Source organism: Microbulbifer variabilis, from assembly GCF_056232115.1.
On record NZ_CP174325.1, the window covers coordinates 3,026,333 to 3,045,228 of the forward strand.

The 18,896-nt window shown below is 52.5% G+C and carries 22 protein-coding genes; 14 read left to right on the plus strand and 8 right to left on the minus strand.

Translation table 11 applies throughout. The features are described 5' to 3' along the window. Position 1 precedes the first annotated feature (1 nt). The gene (locus ACJJI7_RS13410; protein WP_245556651.1) at positions 2-1,243 is read left to right on the plus strand and encodes an MFS transporter; all 1,242 of its coding nucleotides are present in this window, start codon (positions 2-4) and stop codon (positions 1,241-1,243) included. Between the two features lie 92 nt (positions 1,244-1,335). Beyond that, positions 1,336-1,629, plus strand: a complete 294-nt coding sequence (locus ACJJI7_RS13415; RefSeq protein WP_444901945.1) for a DUF3175 domain-containing protein — start codon at positions 1,336-1,338, stop codon at positions 1,627-1,629. 37 nt (positions 1,630-1,666) lie between these two features. Here ACJJI7_RS13415 and sppA read toward each other — a convergent pair whose 3' ends face one another. The 4 genes from sppA to arsC all read right to left on the minus strand — a co-directional run bounded on the left by sppA (position 1,667) and on the right by arsC (position 4,933). Continuing rightward, entirely contained in the window at positions 1,667-3,535 is a 1,869-nt protein-coding gene (gene sppA / locus ACJJI7_RS13420) for a signal peptide peptidase SppA (protein ID WP_020411778.1), read from the minus strand. An 84-nt stretch (positions 3,536-3,619) separates the two neighbouring features. Further along, positions 3,620-3,967 (minus strand): DUF2069 domain-containing protein, encoded by a 348-nt coding sequence (locus ACJJI7_RS13425; RefSeq protein ID WP_020411779.1) that lies wholly within the window; start codon positions 3,965-3,967, stop codon positions 3,620-3,622. Positions 3,968-3,977: 10 nt separating this feature from the next. Next, the gene (gene wrbA / locus ACJJI7_RS13430) at positions 3,978-4,589 is read right to left on the minus strand and encodes an NAD(P)H:quinone oxidoreductase (RefSeq protein ID WP_020411780.1); all 612 of its coding nucleotides are present in this window, start codon (positions 4,587-4,589) and stop codon (positions 3,978-3,980) included. Then, a complete protein-coding gene (gene arsC / locus ACJJI7_RS13435) occupies positions 4,589-4,933 on the minus strand; it encodes an arsenate reductase (glutaredoxin) (RefSeq protein ID WP_020411781.1) in 345 nt (114 codons plus the stop codon). Before arsC ends, wrbA begins: the two co-directional genes overlap by 1 nt. Positions 4,934-5,059: 126 nt before the next feature. Here arsC and ACJJI7_RS13440 point away from each other — a divergent pair, with 126 nt between their 5' ends. From ACJJI7_RS13440 to ACJJI7_RS13495, 12 genes are all read left to right on the plus strand, one after another. Further along, positions 5,060-6,457, plus strand: a complete 1,398-nt coding sequence (locus ACJJI7_RS13440; RefSeq protein WP_020411782.1) for a YihY family inner membrane protein — start codon at positions 5,060-5,062, stop codon at positions 6,455-6,457. Continuing rightward, positions 6,372-6,833: a TlpA family protein disulfide reductase gene (locus ACJJI7_RS13445; protein WP_026304913.1), complete on the plus strand. Its 462-nt coding sequence runs from the start codon at positions 6,372-6,374 to the stop codon at positions 6,831-6,833. The genes ACJJI7_RS13440 and ACJJI7_RS13445 overlap by 86 nt, the downstream gene beginning before the upstream one ends. A gap of 122 nt (positions 6,834-6,955) precedes the next feature. Beyond that, the gene (locus tag ACJJI7_RS13450) at positions 6,956-8,320 is read left to right on the plus strand and encodes an L-cystine transporter (protein ID WP_020411784.1); all 1,365 of its coding nucleotides are present in this window, start codon (positions 6,956-6,958) and stop codon (positions 8,318-8,320) included. A 159-nt stretch (positions 8,321-8,479) separates the two neighbouring features. Further along, complete coding sequence (locus ACJJI7_RS13455) at positions 8,480-8,935, plus strand: hypothetical protein (protein WP_353374985.1); 456 nt, start codon at positions 8,480-8,482, stop codon at positions 8,933-8,935. Between the two features lie 102 nt (positions 8,936-9,037). Next, positions 9,038-9,565 carry an RNA polymerase sigma factor gene (locus tag ACJJI7_RS13460; RefSeq protein ID WP_020411786.1) on the plus strand — a complete coding sequence of 176 codons (528 nt, stop codon included), beginning with the start codon at positions 9,038-9,040 and terminating at the stop codon, positions 9,563-9,565. Further along, on the plus strand, positions 9,562-9,930 hold the full coding sequence (locus ACJJI7_RS13465; protein WP_444901944.1) for a hypothetical protein: 369 nt from the start codon (positions 9,562-9,564) through the stop codon (positions 9,928-9,930). The genes ACJJI7_RS13460 and ACJJI7_RS13465 overlap by 4 nt, the downstream gene beginning before the upstream one ends. Next, complete coding sequence (locus ACJJI7_RS13470; RefSeq protein WP_020411788.1) at positions 9,914-10,168, plus strand: hypothetical protein; 255 nt, start codon at positions 9,914-9,916, stop codon at positions 10,166-10,168. Before ACJJI7_RS13465 ends, ACJJI7_RS13470 begins: the two co-directional genes overlap by 17 nt. Further along, positions 10,161-10,820, plus strand: a complete 660-nt coding sequence (locus tag ACJJI7_RS13475) for a DUF3106 domain-containing protein (protein WP_020411789.1) — start codon at positions 10,161-10,163, stop codon at positions 10,818-10,820. The genes ACJJI7_RS13470 and ACJJI7_RS13475 overlap by 8 nt, the downstream gene beginning before the upstream one ends. 89 nt (positions 10,821-10,909) lie before the next feature. After that, on the plus strand, positions 10,910-11,479 hold the full coding sequence (locus tag ACJJI7_RS13480; RefSeq protein ID WP_020411790.1) for a glycine zipper 2TM domain-containing protein: 570 nt from the start codon (positions 10,910-10,912) through the stop codon (positions 11,477-11,479). A gap of 32 nt (positions 11,480-11,511) precedes the next feature. Then, entirely contained in the window at positions 11,512-11,862 is a 351-nt protein-coding gene (locus ACJJI7_RS13485; protein ID WP_282951206.1) for a PepSY domain-containing protein, read from the plus strand. Between the two features lie 47 nt (positions 11,863-11,909). Beyond that, positions 11,910-12,584, plus strand: a complete 675-nt coding sequence (locus ACJJI7_RS13490) for a response regulator transcription factor (RefSeq protein WP_020411792.1) — start codon at positions 11,910-11,912, stop codon at positions 12,582-12,584. 12 nt (positions 12,585-12,596) lie between these two features. After that, entirely contained in the window at positions 12,597-13,949 is a 1,353-nt protein-coding gene (locus ACJJI7_RS13495; RefSeq protein ID WP_020411793.1) for an ATP-binding protein, read from the plus strand. A 32-nt stretch (positions 13,950-13,981) separates the two neighbouring features. Here ACJJI7_RS13495 and ACJJI7_RS13500 read toward each other — a convergent pair whose 3' ends face one another. The 4 genes from ACJJI7_RS13500 to ACJJI7_RS13515 all read right to left on the minus strand — a co-directional run bounded on the left by ACJJI7_RS13500 (position 13,982) and on the right by ACJJI7_RS13515 (position 18,835). Then, on the minus strand, positions 13,982-15,784 hold the full coding sequence (locus ACJJI7_RS13500) for an acyl-CoA dehydrogenase (protein WP_282951205.1): 1,803 nt from the start codon (positions 15,782-15,784) through the stop codon (positions 13,982-13,984). A 169-nt stretch (positions 15,785-15,953) separates the two neighbouring features. Then, the gene (locus ACJJI7_RS13505; protein WP_444901943.1) at positions 15,954-17,027 is read right to left on the minus strand and encodes an MJ1255/VC2487 family glycosyltransferase; all 1,074 of its coding nucleotides are present in this window, start codon (positions 17,025-17,027) and stop codon (positions 15,954-15,956) included. Continuing rightward, positions 17,024-17,530: a phosphatase PAP2 family protein gene (locus ACJJI7_RS13510; RefSeq protein WP_020411796.1), complete on the minus strand. Its 507-nt coding sequence runs from the start codon at positions 17,528-17,530 to the stop codon at positions 17,024-17,026. The genes ACJJI7_RS13505 and ACJJI7_RS13510 overlap by 4 nt, the downstream gene beginning before the upstream one ends. 237 nt (positions 17,531-17,767) lie before the next feature. Further along, entirely contained in the window at positions 17,768-18,835 is a 1,068-nt protein-coding gene (locus tag ACJJI7_RS13515) for a saccharopine dehydrogenase family protein (protein ID WP_282951202.1), read from the minus strand. Between the last annotated feature and the right edge of the window lie 61 nt (positions 18,836-18,896).

Consider the following 18,896-nt stretch of genomic DNA (forward strand, 5'->3'; position numbering starts at 1 on the left):
CTTGACTAACCTCTCACGCAAAATGCCGGCCCGGTTGCAGAAGTTTCTACTGGGTTACAGCGGAACATCGCTGGCAACTGGGTTGCAGGTCATTTTACTGCCTTGGATAGCACTGACTATTGTGGATTTGCCAGCACTGCAGTTGGGCTGGGTGCAAGCGTCGGTATTGCTTCCCAACCTGATATTCCTGTTGTTTGGTGGCGCCCTGGCTGACCGACGCGATCCGGCACTGGTGGCCACACTGGCCTGCCTGGGGCTTGCCCTGTGCCACGGTGGGCTGTTGCTCTACTACTCGTTAAACGTGGTCACACTGCCAGTATTGATGATCTATGGCGTTTGCCTGGGTATTTGCAGCGCGTTCCTGCAGCCTTCACGGGATAACTTGGTACAGCGTAGCGCGCGCAATGAGCAGGGCAGGGCATCAGAAAGCCGCGTTCAGAAAACCGTTACCTGGATGATGTTGGCCCAATATGGTGGACAGGCGGCAGGTATGTTGCTGGCGAGCCGATTTGATCAGTGGGGTTTACAGCCCTTATTAGTTGTTCAGGTAGGGGTGCTATTACTGGCAGCACTCTCCTTGCTGTCCCTGCGCGACGGTGAAACCCGCGTGACGGAGATAGAGAAGCGCCCTCACACTCTGATTCTTGATGGCCTCTCCCAGGCTTGGCGGCATCCGGTCTTACGCGAGTTGACTGCGCTGATGGCGTTCAATGGCTTCGTGCATATCGGTGTATTTCTGGTGGTATTGCCACTGCTGGCGGAGGGGTATGGCCGCGGTGCCGGATACTACGCGACCCTGCAACTGGCTTTTGTAGCGGGAACGGTGATCGCCACTGTAACCATGTTGCGCCGGGGACAGGGGCCTGAACCGGGGCGGGGGATTCTTATGTGCCTGCTCTATAGTGCGGCTCTGTTGATCGCCATTAGCCTTGGCCCCACCCAGCTGGGGCTGATCTTGCTTTGCCTGTGCTGGGGAGCAGTTGCGGCCGCCTCTGCCGGTTTGGGGCGCAGTATTGTGCAACTGTTGGCTCCGGCGGAGTACCGCAGCCGGATTATCTCAATTTACCAGTTTGCTCTATTTGGCTCGGCTGCCCTGGGTGCTCTGGCGGCGGGAGTTCTGAGCGAATATGCGGCCCCGTTCTCGACGCTCATGTGGGCCGGTATCTTAAGCCTTGTCGCCTTTGGAATGGTGGCATTGAGTGGTGCTTTACGCCAGTTAAGGGTCAGTGACCCGGAAGTTTAATGCATCGCCTGGCGCTGCCTTTGGGGCGCGATTTGGTCACCATATAGTTGGCATAATCAGCAAGTGTAGATTTTGAGGGTGGGAGGTGAAATTTGGGTCCTGCCAAAACAGTCAACTGGTCTGAGCAGGTGACGCGAAGCAGTCGTGCCCTGGATCTGCCTGAAGGACTATTTAGCCTTGATAACCCTAAGGCTATTGCCTGTTCACTAAGGGCCGCTGCCGAGTCCAGTAAGCGGCGCAAGGCTGATCCCTATCGCTCCGCAATGTCGATGCTGACGTTCTTTATCAATCGTGCAGGGCATCGCCTGCCGGCCAAAAGGCGGCGTATTCTGGAGGCGGCTAAAGATGAATTGCGCGATCTGTATGGGCGTCCGCGCCGGCATTGAACCGGCGGCGGAGAATGGCATCAGGCTATGAAAGCTTTTAGGGCGCCTGGCAGGGCAGGCAACGCACGTAGAGGGCGCGTGGGTCGCGGTAGCTCTGCAGTTCGGCGATTGGCGCCAGCACCGGCTGTACGCTATTTAACCAGGCGCCTAAGGGCAGGTTGGCCTCAAGGCTTGCGGCGATTTGCGCGTCCACATTATCGCTCAGCGCGCGCAAGAACTTCTCACCGGGGCTCAGTTCACGCTGAATCTCTATTACGTCGTATTCTTCGATTTCAGCAAGCTGCGCGGCGTCGGCGATGGCATCGCTGAGATTGCCGAGATCGTCCACCAGTCCCAGTTTCTTGGCCGCGCGGCCAGTCCATACTTGCCCCTGCGCAATCTTGTGTACCTCTTTGGGGGTGCTGCCACGAGCCTCGGCAACAATACGCAGGAAGCGGGCATAGGTATTATCGACGCCCTGTTGCAGGATGCTGGCGGCTGCCGGTGGCAGGGCGCGATCCAGGCGCATGCTGCCAGCCAGGTCTGAGGTGCCAACTCCATCGGTGTAGACGCCGATGTGCTCGAGAGAATCCTCAAATGTTGGGAAGGCGCCAAATACTCCAATAGAGCCGGTGAGAGTGGCCGGGGAGGCCCAGATACGATCACCACCAGTGGCAATCCAGTAGCCCCCTGACGCGGCCAGGCTCCCCATGGATATAACGACAGGTATATCGGCTTCGCGGGTGGCCAGCAGTTCCTGGCGAATGGCTTCGGAAGCAAAGGCGGAGCCGCCGCCGCTGTCGATGCGCAGAACCAGGGCTTCCACTTTCTTTTCACGAGCCTGGGCGATCAACTTACCGAGGCTCTCGCTGCCAATACGCCCCGCAGGAGCCTGGCCGTCAATAATGGCGCCGCTCGCAGTGATGAGGCCAATCTTGTTGGATTCCTTGATTGGCTTTGCAGTCTCGGAAATTTTACGGCTTCGCAGGTAGGTGAGGGCGTCGATGTATTTGTAATCGCGGTCTTTGTTTTCGTCTTCGCCTATTTCTTGCTTCAGCGCTTTCAGGGCCTCAATACGGCTCGCTAGCTGGTCCACCAGTTTGTTGGCAAGTGCGGCATCAGCCCAGCTACCCTCGTTCTGTTGCAACTTTTCCGGCAGCTCACTGATGAAGATATCGAGACTTTCCGCAGGCAGGTTACGCAGACCTGTTACCTGCTCACTATATTCACTCCAGAGTTCATTCAGCCAGCGCTGGTTATTTTCACGGGAGGCTGGGGACATATCATCCCGGGTATAGGGCTCGATAAAGTCTTTGTAATCCCCCACACGAAATACATGGAAGTTTACCTTGAGTTTTTCCAGTGCACTCTTGTAGTAATTGCGGTAGACACCAAAGCCAGTGAGCATCACTGAACCCATTGGGTTCAGGTAGACCGTGTCGGCATGGCTGGCGAGGAAATACTGGGATTGGGTGTAGTTATCCCCCACTGCGTAGATGGGTTTATCGGCGGCTTTAAATCTCTGTAGTGCGGCACCGATTTCATCTAACTTGCTAAGGCTGCCCCCTACCATATGGTCCAGTTCAAGCACCAGCGAGGAGATTCGCTTATCCTTGGCGGCATTATCGATGGCGTCTACTAGATCTTTGACACGCACTTCTGCCGGGCCCCGGTTGCCGCTGAGGAAAATTGGCAGCGTAGCGGGTTGGGTGAGTTCATCCACAAGGAAGCCACTGGGTGCGACACGCAGAGCCGCACCCTGAGGTACCACCAGCTGATCGTCTTTCCCAAAAATAGCAATACCGAGAAACAGCAATATCAGGAGAAATACCAAGTTGGTAAATACTCGTCGCAACCAGGTAATGGCGCCACCGATAGCACCAAAAAAACTACGGACAAATCCTTTTTGCTGGTGTAAATCAGTCAAACCTCAAAACTCCTTAGCGCGTCGGGGACCAGGGTAACCCACGCATTTGTGTCTGGAACCAATGGCGGTACGACCGCCGCGGGGTTACTGCATGCGATGCCAGCGACTGCTCATCATTGCAGAGAAGAATAGGATAAGGCTCAGGGCCGCCATTACGCCATCCTGCCAGCCGCGTGTAGGCATCATTACATCGACAATGCTGGTTGTGATGTAAAGGAGCAGGATAAAGCAGAGCCATAGGTAGCTGCGGTAACGCTGTTTGATTAAGCCCGGCAGCACTAACAGCAGTGGCACGGTCTGTATGGTCCACAACAGGATGGAGCCCCCCTCTAAAAACAGGTTTCGCACGGCAATAAGCGCTAGCAGGCCGATATAGCAAAACCAGTTAATTCGCAGCGCAATATGAAGTTTGCGCTTTACCGTATCATTCACGCGCTACCCCCTATTTGGCTGCGGCTTCTAATGTTTGGGACAGTTGGCCGACTCGGGCACCCAATGCCTTGCACAAGGTGATCTCATCATCACTGAGCACGCTACTACGCCCTTTGGCCCAGTGAGATGCACCATAGGGGGTTCCACCGGTTTGGGTACGCATCAGTGCGGCCTCGGAATATGGGATGCCGGTGATCAGCATGCCGTGGTGCAGAAGTGGCAGCATCATGGAAGTTAGGGTGGTCTCCTGGCCGCCATGGAGGCTACCTGTTGCGGTGAATACCCCCGCAGGTTTTCCGGTCAGGCTGCCCTCCAGCCAGATGTCACCAGTCTGGTCGAGGAAATAGCGCAGAGGTGAAGCCATATTGCCGAAGCGGGTAGGGCTGCCCATCAGCAGCCCGGAGCAGTTGCGTAGGTCTTCCAGGGAGCAGTAAGGGGCTCCCTCACTAGGCACTGGTGGTTGGCTGGCTTCTGTATCGGGGGAAACACTGGGCACTGTGCGGAGGCGCGCAGCCACCCCGCTGGATTCAACTCCGCGAGCCAGTTCTTTGGCCATGCGTTCGGTGGCACCGGTGCGGCTGTAGTAGAGAATCAGCACATAGGGTTCTGAATCCGAGGCCATTAAAGCAGCTCCAGCACATTTTCTGGTGGGCGGCCGATAGCGGCTTTGTCACCTTTTACAACAATTGGCCGCTGAATCAGAATTGGGTTCTGTGCCATGGCGTCGATCAGTTGGGCTTCACTCAGGTCGCGATCTTTCAGGTTGAGTTGCTTGTAGGGCTCTTCACCTGTACGTAGCAGGTCCCGTGCACTAATGCCGAGTTTGATAAGGATCTCTTTTAGGTTTTCTGCGCTGGGCGGCGTTTCCAAATAGAGAACCACTTCTGGCTCCACGCCATTTTCCTGCAACAGTTGCAGCGTTTGACGGGATTTTGAGCAGCGGGGGTTGTGGTAAATCGTCCACATTGGGTCGGCATCCTGTTAGTGTTTGGCGTATTCTAACCGAATAACGTTGCGGAGTTCTAAGTGCGGGCTGGCATTGCCTGCTTCTGCTGATAACCGCACATTGCAAGATGGAAAACGGAAACCACCATGAAGGATACGGTGATTCAATGGCGGCGCTTTGCCACTTCGCTGTGGTCGCTGTTTAGTGAAAAAGACTGCCAGAAGAGTGCTGCGGCACTCACCTATATGACCCTGTTTGGCATAGTGCCTTTGGTAACGGTCAGCTACGCGATGCTATCCCTGTTTCCAGATTTTGCCGGTTTGGAGAGCAAGTTTCAGGAACAGGTTTTTTCCCACTTTGTGCCACAAAGTGGTCGAGAGGTGCAGGAATATATCAACAGCTTCTCCGCTCAGGCCCAGCGCCTGACAGGGGTGGGCATCGCCATGTTGATTATTACCGCTGGACTGACCCTGAGAAGTATCGAAGGTACTTTCAACTCCATTTGGGATGTTTCCCGCGGGCGCAGCGGGGTCTCCAGTTTTCTGCTGTATTGGGCCATTCTTAGCCTGGGCCCTATTTTATTGGGTGCCGGCCTCGCCGCCAGTACCTATCTTCTCTCTCAAAAACTGTTTATGGGGGGGGAGGATGGTTTTGGCATGATGGCGGTGGTATTGAGGGTACTGCCTTTTATTTTCACCAGCATTATTTTTACTCTTCTGTTTATTGCCGTCCCCAACTGTTATGTGCCTCTGCGCCATGGTATTGAAGGTGGTGTAATTACCTCGATCGCCTTCGAAATAATGAAGTACTTGTTTGGGTTAATTGTTGCGCGAAGCTCGGTTCAGGCTATCTATGGGGCCTTTGCATTTGTGCCGTTATTCCTGTTATGGATTTACTTGACCTGGATGCTGGTACTGGCTGGTTGCGTACTGGTGCGCACCTTGTCGGTTTACCAGGCGGCAACCCAGGGGCGGCAGCATTCGGATTTGGTGGCAACCCTGATTGTGCTATGGCAACTTTATAAGGGCGGTCGCCATGGTAAACCTTTGCGTGAGCAAGATATTTCTTTAATGGGGATCAAGTTTGGGCAGTGGCGTCGCCTGCGCAATGTACTTCAGGGGCACCGGGTGATAACCCAGACCGAAAGGAATGATTATGTCCTGTTGCGGGACTTGAATTCCGTTTCGCTAATGGAGCTGGCTGGCTGGCTGAGTCCGCACTGGATACCCAGTAGTATCCCCCGTGATCTGGAGGGTTTCCGCTGGTACGCAGATATAGAGCACCGTTTTGCCAATGCGCGGGATTCCGCCAGGGAGCAGCTCAGTATTACGATCGGCGCCCTGTTTTGGGCGGCCCGGCAGAAAGATGAGGAGTCTTGGGCCAGGCACGGTAGCGCCCCTGCAGATACCATCGAGAATAATAATGAACGTGATAGCAATGGCCGCGAGGGAGAGAAGGATGTTTCAGGTAGTAAATCTAAAAAACGTGAAGGGAGTCCTGGGGCTGGCCTTTCTGTGCTTGGCAAGCGGAATAAGCGGCTGTGATAGTGGGGTTAATTTAAAGAGCAGCAGTGGTGCGCTTATTGAGACTGAGGGCAAAATAGTTCTGGTCAACTACTGGGCGGAATGGTGTGCACCCTGTCGAGAGGAGGTGCCTGTGCTCAACCAGCTGGCGCAGGCCAATAGCAATATAGTTGTGGTGGGAGTTAATTTTGATAATCTGCCAGATTCCGTTGTCAGCGAGCAGGCGCAAAAACTGGGAATAGAATTTCCCTTATTATCTACTGAACCAGAGGGCCGCTGGGGTCAGCCTAGGCCTGACGTTCTGCCTACAACCCTGGTTATCGGTACCGATGGCAGTTGGAAGGAAACCCTGGTGGGTCCGCAGTCTGCTGAGGACTTTAAAGCGGCACTGCAATAATATAAATCGCGGAACCTACAAATAACTGTATAAAAATATAACTAAAGCAACTATAGGGCGTTGGCGTAACGCTGATAGCATGCCGCCACTTTCCAGTTTGCCCGCTGTGGGATTTTCAGATCATGCATATCAGCTCCTTTGCTCTGCTGTTTTTCTTTGTTGCCTTGCTCTTTGCTTTACATCGCTGGCATAGAGGCCGGAAGTCTCTGGCCCCCGCAGTTTTTGCCGGCCTGCTACTCGGTGTAGTTTTTGGTGCTCTGTTGCAATTATCTCGTGGCTGGGGTGCCGCCCCCGTAGAAGTATTGCCCTGGATCCAGATGCTGGGTAAAAGTTACGTAAACCTGCTGTACATGCTGGTTATGCCGCTTGTACTTACTTCTATCCTTGTTGCGGTAGTGAAAGTTAGTCATACACAGGCGCTTGGCAGAATCAGCGTTTCCGTTTTGGGGGTATTGCTAGGCACAACAGCGATAGCAGCCTTAATCGGCGTAGCCATGGCAGAGCTCTTTGGCCTCTCCGCCGCTGGGCTGGTTGAGGGTTCCCGAGAGGCAGCACGGGTTGAAGTACTCAATGAGAGAATCGGCCGGGTGAGTGATCTCTCCATACCGGAAATTATCAGCACCTTTATTCCGCGTAATATATTTCAGGATTTGACCGGTGCCCGCTCCACCTCTGTGATTTCAGTGGTTATTTTTGCTGTGCTATTGGGTCTTGCGGCCCTGGCTGTGCGTCGAGAGTTCCCGGAAGAGGGCGCGGCAATTGAGCGCTTTGTTCACATTGCCCAAGTGTGGGTGATGAAGCTTGTGCGCCTGGTGATGGCTTTCACTCCATACGGTGTAATGGCACTGGTTGCAGGATTGATTGCAAAGTCCAGTTGGGCTGATATCGCCAATCTGTTTGGGTTTGTGGTGGCCTCTTTTTGTGCGATTGGTCTGATGTTCCTAGTTCATGGGGCACTGTTATTTATAAATGGAGTGAACCCACTGCACTATTTCGCCAAAGTATGGCCGGTGTTGATATTTGCTTTCAGCTCCCGCTCCAGTGCTGCAACAATACCGCTCAACGTGGAAACACAGGTGGAACAGTTGCGTAACTCTCCCGCGATTGCCAATTTTTCCGCATCGTTTGGGGCTACTATTGGGCAGAATGGTTGCGCCGGTATTTATCCTGCGATGCTTGCCACTATGGTGGCGGTACCCATGGGAATTGATGTGTGGGACCCGCTTTGGTTGGGTACCCTGATTGCGGTAGTGGTTATCAGTTCATTTGGGATTGCTGGCGTGGGTGGCGGTGCTACTTTTGCCGCGCTGGTGGTACTTCCAGCCATGGGGCTGCCCGTAACAATTGCCGCATTGTTGATTTCCGTGGAACCACTGATCGATATGGCGCGTACCGCACTGAACGTTAACGGTGCTATGACGGCTGGAACCCTGACACAGCGCTGGCTGGGTGATGAAGTACCCGGAGCTGAAGTGGTAGAAGGGTGAGTAAAATGCCAGTGACTACTGGCATTTGTCTTAAACAGTCTTTATTGAGGGTGAATTACCAGAAAAATCAGGGTTGACTGTCAACCATTTAGTGCAGAGGCCGTTCTAGTCAGTGTTTGGAAAATTTGTTTATTTTTGATCACGGAGCTGGAGCAACTTATGAAACAACTGATGGGACTTCCCCTTCTGGTCGCCAGCCTGGCCCTGCCAACCTCTCTATTTGCCCAAGAGGATAGTATCCGATCCCATGATCACGGCGATCATGTGGAGGAGCGCCTGGATCATAAAGGTGATCGTATTGAAAGCAAGCTGGACAACAAGGGGGATCGTATAGAGGAGCGTCTTGATAACAAGGGCGACCGAATTAATGACCGCCTCGATCAGCGTGCAGAGCGAGCAGCTTCCAATGGCAATGAAAAGTTGGCTGAGAGGCTAGACCGCAAAGGGGATCGTATTGACAACCGCCTGGATCATAAAGGTGAAAGGATCAATGAGGGCCTCGATACGAAAGGCGAGAAAATCAATAGCCGCTTAGATAATAAGGGTGAGCGAATTGATCGCCGTATGGATCAACGAGCAAAACATAAGAAACATAAAAAGAACAAAAACGACTGATGAAGCCCGGTAAAAAATCGTCTTAAAAAAATCGTGACGGGACTGGTTTCGTAAAGAGACCGTGGAAAGTATTTCTGTGCACAAGGACCTCAGCCGGCATTTATGAATCAGTTCCTCGCTCAGGTGGAAAAGCGGGCTTTTACTATGGCAAATTTTGCTGTAGGTAACCGTGATGATGCGTTAGATATTGTTCAAGACTCCATGTTGGCACTGGTCAAGAATTACAGTGGCCGTGAAAGGGCCGAGTGGCGCCCGCTTTTTTTTACCATTCTTAACAACCGCATTACTGACTGGCACCGACACAATAGGAAGTTGTCCCGCTGGCAATTAATCCGGGAAAAGCTTCCTATCAGTGGTGATGACGATGATGATGCATTTGCCACGGAATGGGTTGATATCTGGGGACCGACACCAGATAGCGCATTGATTGGCGAACGCTTATTGCTGGCTATTGATGGTGCAGTAAGCCAGCTGCCATTGCGACAACAGCAGGCATTCCTGTTGCGCTGTGTTGAAGGATTTAATGTGGCAGAAACCGCTCGCGCAATGTCTTGTAGCCAGGGCAGTGTCAAAACCCACTTATCCCGCGCTATGCATAGCCTGCGCAGCCACTTGGAGGAGTTCCAATGATACAGCCGGATAAATCTGTTCTGGAACAGGAGCGGCGGTTAGTGAAAGCTGCTCGAGTGGCGGTCACTTGCCGGGAAGAGGAAATTGATGGGGAAACCCTTTCAAGGTTGAGGCGTGCCAGGGCGGACGCCCTGAAGCAGTCAAAGACCAGGAGTATATCGGGGTATCACTGGCTATGGCTCAGTGGTGCCTGCTCAGTGCTGGTGGTAGCACTGCTTTGGTCAGGCACTGATAATTCCCCGGGTAAAATAGAGCCGTTTATTGCAGGAGACTGGCTGCTGTATGAAGAAGTGGATGTAGAAATGATCGAGGATATGGAATTTTATCAGTGGCTGGCGGAGGAGCTGGATGGGCACTCCTCTTAAGGAGGGTAAGTTTCTTTTTGTTGTCCTCTTGTTGTGTGGGGTGGCGGTAAAAGGTGCGGAGATGGAGCCCCTCGAGGAGGATTTTCTGTTGTTTCTCGGCGAGTGGGTGGATGAGCGGGGAGATGTACTCGTGCCTGAGGAGTCAGAATTATGGCCTGAAAGTCCGCAAAATGAGGTGCGTAGGCAGCGCCATTACGACGAGGGTGGGTCTACCCGTGAGGATCAGTGGGATGAATAACTGGGGCATCTTCTACCTCGTTCAGCTGTGTGGTCTGCTGTTATGTCTCTGGGGAAATATCTCGCTGGCTCAGGAGTGGCAGACCCTCAATGAGGGTGATCGTCAGTTATTGAGGGGATATCAAGATCGCTGGCCCCAAATGAGTGAAACCCAGAGAGCTCAATTGCTGCGAGGCGCCAAGCGCTGGCATACAATGAGCTCCCAGCAGCGTAGCCAGGCGCGTGAAAAGTTCGAGAGCTGGCAGGCGTTACCCGAGGATCGTCGCAACCGTCTTCGAGATTCCTACCGCCGCTTTATGGATATGCCAGAGGAGAAGCGCCAGCAAATCCGTGAGGCGCGCAAGAAATTCCGGCAGATGCCCCCGGAGCAGCGCCGCCAGTTGAGGGAGCGCTGGAATAAAGACAAAAGTGGTCAGCGCCAAGCCAGAGGCCGGGAGCTTAATGACTCAGGAGGGCAAAGTGGTCGCAGTGAACGACGTGAGCGAAATGGTCAGCAAGAGCACAGCAACCGGAGTGAGCGGCGCGAACGCAAACAGCAGCGTGAGAGAGATAATCGCCGTGAGCGTTCAGAGAGACCAGAGAGACAGATGCGGCGCGAACAGAGAGAAGGAGGGGAACGTCGCCAGAGGCGAGAGAGGTCGGGGGATTTCTGACGCTTTGTGCCTGCTATTGTGTAATTCAGCGTCTATTCAGATCGATTCGATTAATCTGCTACCCGTTGATAAATAACGGGAGACTGATTGTGCAACCTTTGAAGCAGTTTATCGCAGGCGCAGCCGTGGCCGCTTTGGTTGGCTTAAGTGCTACCGCCAAGGCGGGACCGGCTGGTTATGCAGATCCCTATGGCGCCGATAGTTACGATTTCGCTCGGGTTACGGAAGTTACACCCGTTTATACCGATGTAGAGGTTCACACTCCTCGCACCCAGTGCCGCGATGAACAAGTGATGTACCGCGAACCTGCATCTCCGGCGGGTACCCTCGTAGGCGGTTTGATTGGTGCTGCAGTGGGCAACAGCCTCGGTGGGCACGGCCATCGCGGCCGCTATCACCACGGTGGTCACCGTGGCGGTGCCACTGTAGCTGGCGCTGTAGTTGGTGCCCTGGTGGGAAGCCAGATCAGTCGTGCCAATGCCCAGACATACTACACCACTGAATCCCGTTGTCGTGTTGTGGACGAATTCAGCTTACGTAGGGAATTAGTCGGATACGATGTGCGCTATCGGTATAATGGTCAGGTTTATCTGACTCGTACAGATTATCATCCTGGAGATAGAATCCGGGTTCGCGTCGCAGTTTCACCGGCACCTTGAGCCGGCGATAGCGCGGCCGAAGAGAGTTTAAGGTGGAAAATTTGGATATCCACAGGAGCCACACCGTGAAACTATGCCGCGCTTTAATACGGCCTTTTCTCCTTGTCTTCGCACTGTTACCCGGGCTTTGTGCCGCCTCACTGCACGGTTTACCGTCATACGAAAAAGAGGCTTTCAGGTACGAATACCGACGAGCGCAGGCTGGGGAGATTTCTCGTAAACAGGCCGCCTCCATCGTGAAGCAGCGTTATGGCGGCAAAATATTGTCAATCTCTGAGACCCGCAGGCAGGGACAGGCGGTATACCGCGTGAAGGGATTGTCGGATAAGAGTCAGGTTTATGTGGTCTATGTGGACAAGAAAAGCGGTCGCATCTCCCGTTAGCTGGCCGCACCCCCACAAAATAGATCCGCAGTGTAAAGGGATAGAAAATGCGTGCTTTATTGGTCGAAGATGAAGCTTTACTGAGACAGCAGCTGGCGGAGTCCCTGCGTGGTGCCGGGTATACGGTGGATGAAGCCCCGGATGGAGAGGAAGCCCTCTATCTGGGTCGTGAATTCCCCTACGATATCGCGGTGATGGACCTGGGATTGCCCAAAATGGATGGTATTCAGGTGATCCGTACCCTGCGCGGTGAGGAGAAACACTTTCCCATCCTGATTCTAACGGCTCGCGGCCATTGGCAGGAGCGTGTGGCCGGGCTTGAAGCCGGTGGTGATGACTACCTGGTAAAACCTTTTCATACCGAGGAACTATTGGCGCGTCTCAATGCGTTGGTGCGACGTTCCGCAGGTTTCTCCTCCCCCAGCATCAAAGCTGGCCCCATAATGCTGGATACCAGTTCACAAAGGGTCACTGTGAATGAAACGGAGCTGGAGTTGACTTCTTTCGAATACAAGGTGCTTGAGTACTTGATGTTGCACCCGGATGAAGTGGTTTCCAAAACTACCCTCACTGAACATATTTATGAACAGGATTGTGATCGAGACAGCAATGTCATTGAGGTCTTTATAGGACGCCTGCGCAAGAAGTTTGATACAGCAGCGCAACTCAAGCCCATCGAAACCCTGCGTGGGCGTGGCTACCGCTTTGTTGCGCCCCAGTAACTGCCATTCTGAATGCGTTTTTTCTCATTTTGGTTGAATTCCCTCAAAGGCCGGCTTGCCCTGGTTACCAGCCTGGTGCTTGTCGGGTTTGTCTTGCTTATTTCTGGTGTGCTCGAACACGCTTATCGCACCTCTCTTGACGAGGCCAAGCAGCGGGAATTACAGCTGTATATCTACACTCTATTAGCACTGGCTGAACCTGAAGGGGAAGGTTTGGTGTTGCCGCCGGAATTACCTGAGCAGCGTTTTAATCAGCCGGACTCCGGCCTGGTTGGCGCAGTCCTGGATGGCGAGGGAGAGATTATCTGGCGCTCTGAGTCGGCATTGGCTATGCCGGATCTGCAATTCAATTCACTGCCACAAGGGCAGCAGTCCTATATGCAGATTTCCCTGCCCGGGGATGATACAAACTACAGCAGTTTTCGCCAGGGTGTGGCCTGGGGACTTGAGAATGAAAATCCCTTTACTTTCGTTGTTTTGGAAGATGCAGGGCCTCTCAGAGCGCAGGTGGGGCAGTTTCGTTCCACTATGTGGCACTGGCTTGGTGTGGGTGCGCTTTTGTTGATCTTGGCACAGTGGTTGGTTTTGCGCTGGGGTTTTGCACCACTAAATGCACTGGCAGATGCACTGCGGGATATGCAGCAAGGTGGCAGTGACCGACTCGAAGGTAATTTCCCACGGGAACTGCGTCCTCTCACCGATAACCTCAATTTGTTGATTGAAAATGAGCGGCGCCAGCGAGAAAAGACTCGCCATACACTGGCCGATCTGGCCCACAGTCTAAAAACGCCCTTGGCCGTACTCAAGGGGTTAAGCCTGGAAAGTGACAGTAAGGCTGCAGGAAAGACTCTGGTGGATCAGGTTCAGCGCATGGACAGCATTATTAGTTACCAGCTACAGCGGGCAGTAGCCAGCTCCCCCAAATCTATCCTGCGTGGTATCCCAGTTGCGCCCCTGCTGGAAAAAATCCTGGATGCCCTGGAAAAAGTTTATCGAAGTAAACCCAGCCAGGTGCACAGTCAGTGCAGTGAGCGAGCCTTATTTTACGGGGACGAAGGGGACCTGATGGAGTTGCTAGGTAATCTATTGGATAACGCCTATAAATATGGTGAGGGTGAAGTAAAAGTTAATATTAAGAATGCCGATGATGGACGCAAGTTGACAATTCGTGTGGCAGATAACGGCCCTGGCCTTGATAGTAAAAAATGGCAGGAAGTCACCCAGCGTGGGGTGAGAGCCGATCAGCAGCAGCCGGGGCAGGGTATTGGGCTTGCTGTGGTTATGGATATTGTCGAGAGTTACCAAGGGCGCATTAATGCAACGCCCTTATCCGGTGGAGGTACGGAAATTACAGTGGTGCTGTAAATTCCGTATTGAGCCCAGGGACTGTTTATTGTTTAGAACCAGCTATCCTGCATATCAAATGGAATACTGTTACCGCTTTTAAGTAGAGCCATAGATTGCTTAATATTTGGTAGTTCCCACTCAAAGTAAAATTGAGCAGTGTGTATCTTGCCGCGATAGAAGTTTTCATCCTCCAGACTGGGATTATTTTCCAGTGCTTTCTCTGCAATAATGGCTTGGCGCAACCAAATCCAGGCGACCAGTACACAGCCAAACACATCAAGATATAAAGTTGCGTTACTGAGGCCGCGGTCTACGTTTTCCTGCAGTTGCCCGAATAGAGCCATTCCGGTTTCATCGAGTTTTTCCAGTGACTCCTCCAGGGCGTTTGCCATGGACCCCAGGTTATCTTTATCTCGCGCTTGCATTACTGTGTTGCGGATTTCTGCCTGCATTAGCTGATAGGCGGCAAGGTTTTTGGCGGGCACTTTTCGTGCAAGCAGGTCCAGTGCGTGGATTCCCTCAGTACCCTCGTGAATAGCATTCAGGCGGTTGTCCCGATATAGCTGCTCCAGGGGGAATTCGCGGATGTAACCGGCACCACCGAGAACCTGGATCGCCAGTTCGTTGGCTTTCAAGCAATATTTTGAGGGCCAGGATTTTACCACTGGGGTAATCAAGTCCAGCAGGGTGGCCGCTGCCTGGCGTTTTTCCTCTGTAGGTGCTGTATGCTGATCCTCATACAGGGAAGTTGCATAAATACTCAGTCCCAGACCACCTTCGGAATAGGCTTTCTGCAATAAGAGCATACGACGCACATCGGCGTGCTGGATAATGGGAATCTGCTTGGAACTGGGGTTGCGATCGGAGGGAAGCCGGCCCTGTGGGCGCTCTCTGGCGTATTGGAGAGAATAGGCATAGCCTTGATAGCCCAAAACCGAAGCTCCGGCACCAACACTGATGCGGGCTTCGTTCATCATTTGGAACATATATTTTAGGCCTTGGTGCGGTTGACCAATCAGGTAGCCCACTGCCCCCTCATTTTCTCCAAAGCTCAGCACAGTAGAGGTGGTATTGCGGTAGCCCATCTTGTGCAGCAGCCCAGCCAGTTTTACATCGTTGCGTTCGCCGGCCTGACCATTTTGATTGAGGAGGAATTTGGGCACTAGGAAGAGGGAGATTCCCTTCACTCCCGCCGGAGCACCTTTGATCTTCGCCAATACCAAGTGCACGATATTTTCGGTTAGGGACTGGTCGCCCCCTGAAATAAACATTTTCTGTCCGTGAATACGGTAACTACCATCTTCCGATAGTTCTGCACTGGTGCGGATATCAGCCAGGGCGGAGCCCTGATCCGGTTCTGTCAGCGCCATGGTGCCGGCAAAGCGGCCATCCATCATCTGCGGAAGAAATTGAGCTTTGAGTTCATTGCTGGCAAAAGAACGTATCAGGTTGGCAGCACCGATTGTCAGGAATGGGTAACTGGCACTGGCAATATTGGCTGCGCTGATAAAGGCGAGGGAGGTGCGCATTATGATTTCGGGAAGCTGCAAACCGCCCTCTTCGAAGTCGCAATGTGCGGCGAGAAACCCAGCCTCTGCAAAAGCATCCCAGGACTGCTTGGTTTCCTCGATCAGGTGTACCTGTTCTCCATCAAAGCTCGGCTCATTGGCATCCCCCTTAGCGTTGTGATTGGCGAAATATTTTTCTGCAATAGTACGAGCGGTTTTGAGGGTAGCGTCGAAAATCTCGCGGGAGTGTTCCCTATAGCGCGGTCTTTGCAGCAGCGCTTCAGTGTTGAGGAATTCATAGAGGAAAAAATCTGTATCACGCTCTTTGAGCAGTGGATGAGCCATACCTGCCTCGTCAATTATTTTTATAAATCATCGTTGCTTAGGTACGGCGATAGATTAGTCAAGCTACCCTACCGCCATATCAGCATATAAGTAAACGCGCAGTATTGGCACTGGACAATGACTTATTGTGTGATTGCACTTGGCGATATAGTGAGAGGATATGGTCGTGCTATTTAGAGGTGTTTTGGTAAGTGTAGTCTCGGCTTTCAGTGGGTCTCGGTACCACTTTACGCCACAGGGCATCGGCCATTTCAGCCGGTGGTTGTTTGCAACCAGCAGCAATCCATCTGGCAATTGCCTCCGCCACATTAGGCCACTGGATACGTAGTGGTGGCGGTAGGTTGTTAAGCCAGTTAATGATACTTTGAGCGTTAATACACTGAACAATTTTTGCCAGCCCTAACTGATTAAGTGCCTTGGCATTGGCCAGCTGTTCGAATTGGGAGGCCAGTGGGCGGCTGAGAATTGGCTTGCCCAGAGCCAGTGTCTCGGCCAGCAGCTCGAAGCCGCTATTGCAGATAACTGCCCTGGAATTTGCCAGGTCCCGCTGGAATCCAGTGGTGGAAGGCGCTTTGAGACAGATATTCTCAGCAGCAGGCAGGTTCTCAGGTATACCGTATACGATAAACTGGTCATCTACTTTTGAAAGTTCCTCCAGCATCGGGACGGGATGCTCAAAAGGTAGATATACCAGGATATGGCTTCCCGCATCCTGATCGGGTCCTTTTTGTGGTGGAACAATTGGTGGAAGTATGGGGTGTCCAAAATGATGCCAATGTAAACCCAGGCTTTTTTGTGTCGGTGCGAAGATCCGCAATATGTTATGGGCGAGCCAATTAAATCTGGGGGCAGGGATCGGGTAGAGAAATGCATACTGGTGGCCGATCCCCACGCTAGCTTTCTTTCGAATTTTAGCTGCCCAGGCAGTTACAGGCTCATAATCACTAATAATTAAATCGAACTCATCGATTGGTAATTCTGAAACTTCTTTTTTAAATTGGAAGAAACCGAGCTTTTGGATTGTCTCAAAGGTTTTTAATTTCCCTTCTCGATGTATAAATGTTAAACCTCTCCGCCACCAATAATCTCCAAAAATTTCCATGCCAAATAAATTTTCTTTTGGTCTACCGGAAAATAGCCATTGGATTTCCAGCTCGGGGTATTTTTGCAGCGCCATTGCCAATGTGCGTGAGCGGGCAATATGGCCATTACCTGTAGCTTGCACACCATAAAGTATCTTCATGAGAAAGTTACGCTCGTGGTTATTGCAACACAGGTACCGAGCAGGGCTCCAGCACAAATATCTGAGGGAAAATGCACGCCCAGGCCGACCCGTGCTACGCCGACGCCCATGGCCCAGATATAACCAAAGCCCCACAGAGGGCTGAACTCAAGCGTTAAAAAAGTAATAAGCATGAAAGCAGCGGAAGTATGACCTGAGGGCAGGCTGAATTTATCGTGTGCGATGATGATGGGACGCATGCCGGGTATGGCTTGTGGGGGGCGCCTGCGTCGGGCTGTATTCTTGATGGCCCAATACAGAGATCTTTCGACTGCAACGCCGGTTAGGGCTGCAATAAAAAGCTGTGTGGCTGTATTATAAATAATGTGGCTGATGAGTACGGTTACGGATAGCCAGCCATCACCGGATTTTGACATCCACAGGTAACGCCTGCGCGAACTGGGTTGTGATGCCCTTTCCATCATATACAGGACCAGGGACACATCGACACTCTTCAGATTCATGGATAAGTCTCGCATGCAGCCAACATAGGAATTGATTATTGCACGGAGTTGACCGAATTATGTCGCAATAGTGAAATCTCAAAAATTGGAGAATCTGATGACTTGGCGGCGGGCTCTTTAAATCTGGTGGGACTTTCCCTTGTGCTAAAAAACTAGAATAAATGAACGCTTAAAAGCGTAAAAAGACAGGTTTTCCCTGCGGGTAAAAGAATTACCCGCCTGAAGAGAGGTTTTTGGTTAAGAAATTTTGATTTCTATATTACTGGAACCAGGTAGGTTTTCCACTAGCTCTGGCCCACATAGCATTGATGGCGTGAAATAGCCGCCTCTTCCCGAGTAAGTGAGGAGAAACTCCATAACTGCCAGTGAACCGGATACTGTAACATCGTATCCATTGGCGGTGATGACACGCCCCACTTTTCGCTCTCCACGGCGGTCGTTGCGCACCTCACCCCAGACCCAGGTCTTCTGTTCCTTGCGGCGTTCCTCATTGGGTCCGCGCACTGATTTATCGACCTTGGATTTCAGCCAATTCTGCACCCATTGGGTGCCCAACAGCCAGCGGATACTATTCAGGCGCTTCAATTTCTTCGCCCTTTTGGGGCTCATGGGAATATATGCCTCTATATTTGGAATACCGGTGGAGTAAAAGGCGGTTGCGACATCTCCCCATGGAATGGAAACTGCAAACTTACTGCCGCGGCCAAAGTCTATCTCTCGTGTCAGCTGGCCATGGCCGACTGTCTCAATCTTCCCCTTGCGGCGTATGGCACCACCAACGCCTAGACTCTCGATTGAGGTTTTCGCAGTGCCGGGGCTCAAACCTGAATCAGAGTCGAACCCCAATGCCAGGTGCGTGGCAGAGGGCATCTTTTTGTGTAGTGCCGCCGCCAGGCAGTCGGTGGGGACTACATCAAATCCTGTGCCCGGGCAAAGCACTACTCCGGCGGCCTCAGCCTCAGCTCCTAGGCTATGGGCTGCCTCATATACCGCGATTTCGCCGGTAATATCCTGGTAGTGGGTTTTTGAGCGAATACATGCCCGCATCATCGGCTCTGCGGTTGATGAAAATGGACCGGCACAGTGAATTACCAGATATACATCCTGCAGGCTGCGCTCCAGGGTTTCAGTGGCTTCAAGGCTAACTGCTATTGCAGGCAGGTTGAGCTGGTCTGCGACGGACTGGAGCTTCTGGGGGTTGCGTCCGGCCAGGATAGGGTGATAACCCTGTGCTACGGCTGCTCTGGCGATTAGTTCGCCTGTATAACCATTAGCGCCATAGATCATGATGTTTTTATTGTCCACCGAGTGTCCTTATTATGTGGCGTAGCTGGTTATTACCCAATTAACTGGCACCCCAGCGAAA

Bases quoted from the DNA above. Each gene is read 5' to 3' on its own strand.
- wrbA (WP_020411780.1), bottom strand. From the start codon at position 4,589: ATGGCCTCGGATTCAGAACCCTATGTGCTGATTCTCTACTACAGCCGC.
- arsC (WP_020411781.1), bottom strand. From the start codon at position 4,933: ATGTGGACGATTTACCACAACCCCCGCTGCTCAAAATCCCGTCAAACG.
- ACJJI7_RS13440 (WP_020411782.1), top strand. From the start codon at position 5,060: ATGAAGGATACGGTGATTCAATGGCGGCGCTTTGCCACTTCGCTGTGG.
- ACJJI7_RS13445 (WP_026304913.1), top strand. From the start codon at position 6,372: ATGTTTCAGGTAGTAAATCTAAAAAACGTGAAGGGAGTCCTGGGGCTG.
- ACJJI7_RS13450 (WP_020411784.1), top strand. From the start codon at position 6,956: ATGCATATCAGCTCCTTTGCTCTGCTGTTTTTCTTTGTTGCCTTGCTC.
- ACJJI7_RS13455 (WP_353374985.1), top strand. From the start codon at position 8,480: ATGAAACAACTGATGGGACTTCCCCTTCTGGTCGCCAGCCTGGCCCTG.
- ACJJI7_RS13460 (WP_020411786.1), top strand. From the start codon at position 9,038: ATGAATCAGTTCCTCGCTCAGGTGGAAAAGCGGGCTTTTACTATGGCA.
- ACJJI7_RS13465 (WP_444901944.1), top strand. From the start codon at position 9,562: ATGATACAGCCGGATAAATCTGTTCTGGAACAGGAGCGGCGGTTAGTG.
- ACJJI7_RS13470 (WP_020411788.1), top strand. From the start codon at position 9,914: ATGGGCACTCCTCTTAAGGAGGGTAAGTTTCTTTTTGTTGTCCTCTTG.
- ACJJI7_RS13475 (WP_020411789.1), top strand. From the start codon at position 10,161: ATGAATAACTGGGGCATCTTCTACCTCGTTCAGCTGTGTGGTCTGCTG.
- ACJJI7_RS13490 (WP_020411792.1), top strand. From the start codon at position 11,910: ATGCGTGCTTTATTGGTCGAAGATGAAGCTTTACTGAGACAGCAGCTG.
- ACJJI7_RS13495 (WP_020411793.1), top strand. From the start codon at position 12,597: ATGCGTTTTTTCTCATTTTGGTTGAATTCCCTCAAAGGCCGGCTTGCC.
- ACJJI7_RS13500 (WP_282951205.1), bottom strand. From the start codon at position 15,784: ATGGCTCATCCACTGCTCAAAGAGCGTGATACAGATTTTTTCCTCTAT.
- ACJJI7_RS13505 (WP_444901943.1), bottom strand. From the start codon at position 17,027: ATGAAGATACTTTATGGTGTGCAAGCTACAGGTAATGGCCATATTGCC.
- ACJJI7_RS13510 (WP_020411796.1), bottom strand. From the start codon at position 17,530: ATGAATCTGAAGAGTGTCGATGTGTCCCTGGTCCTGTATATGATGGAA.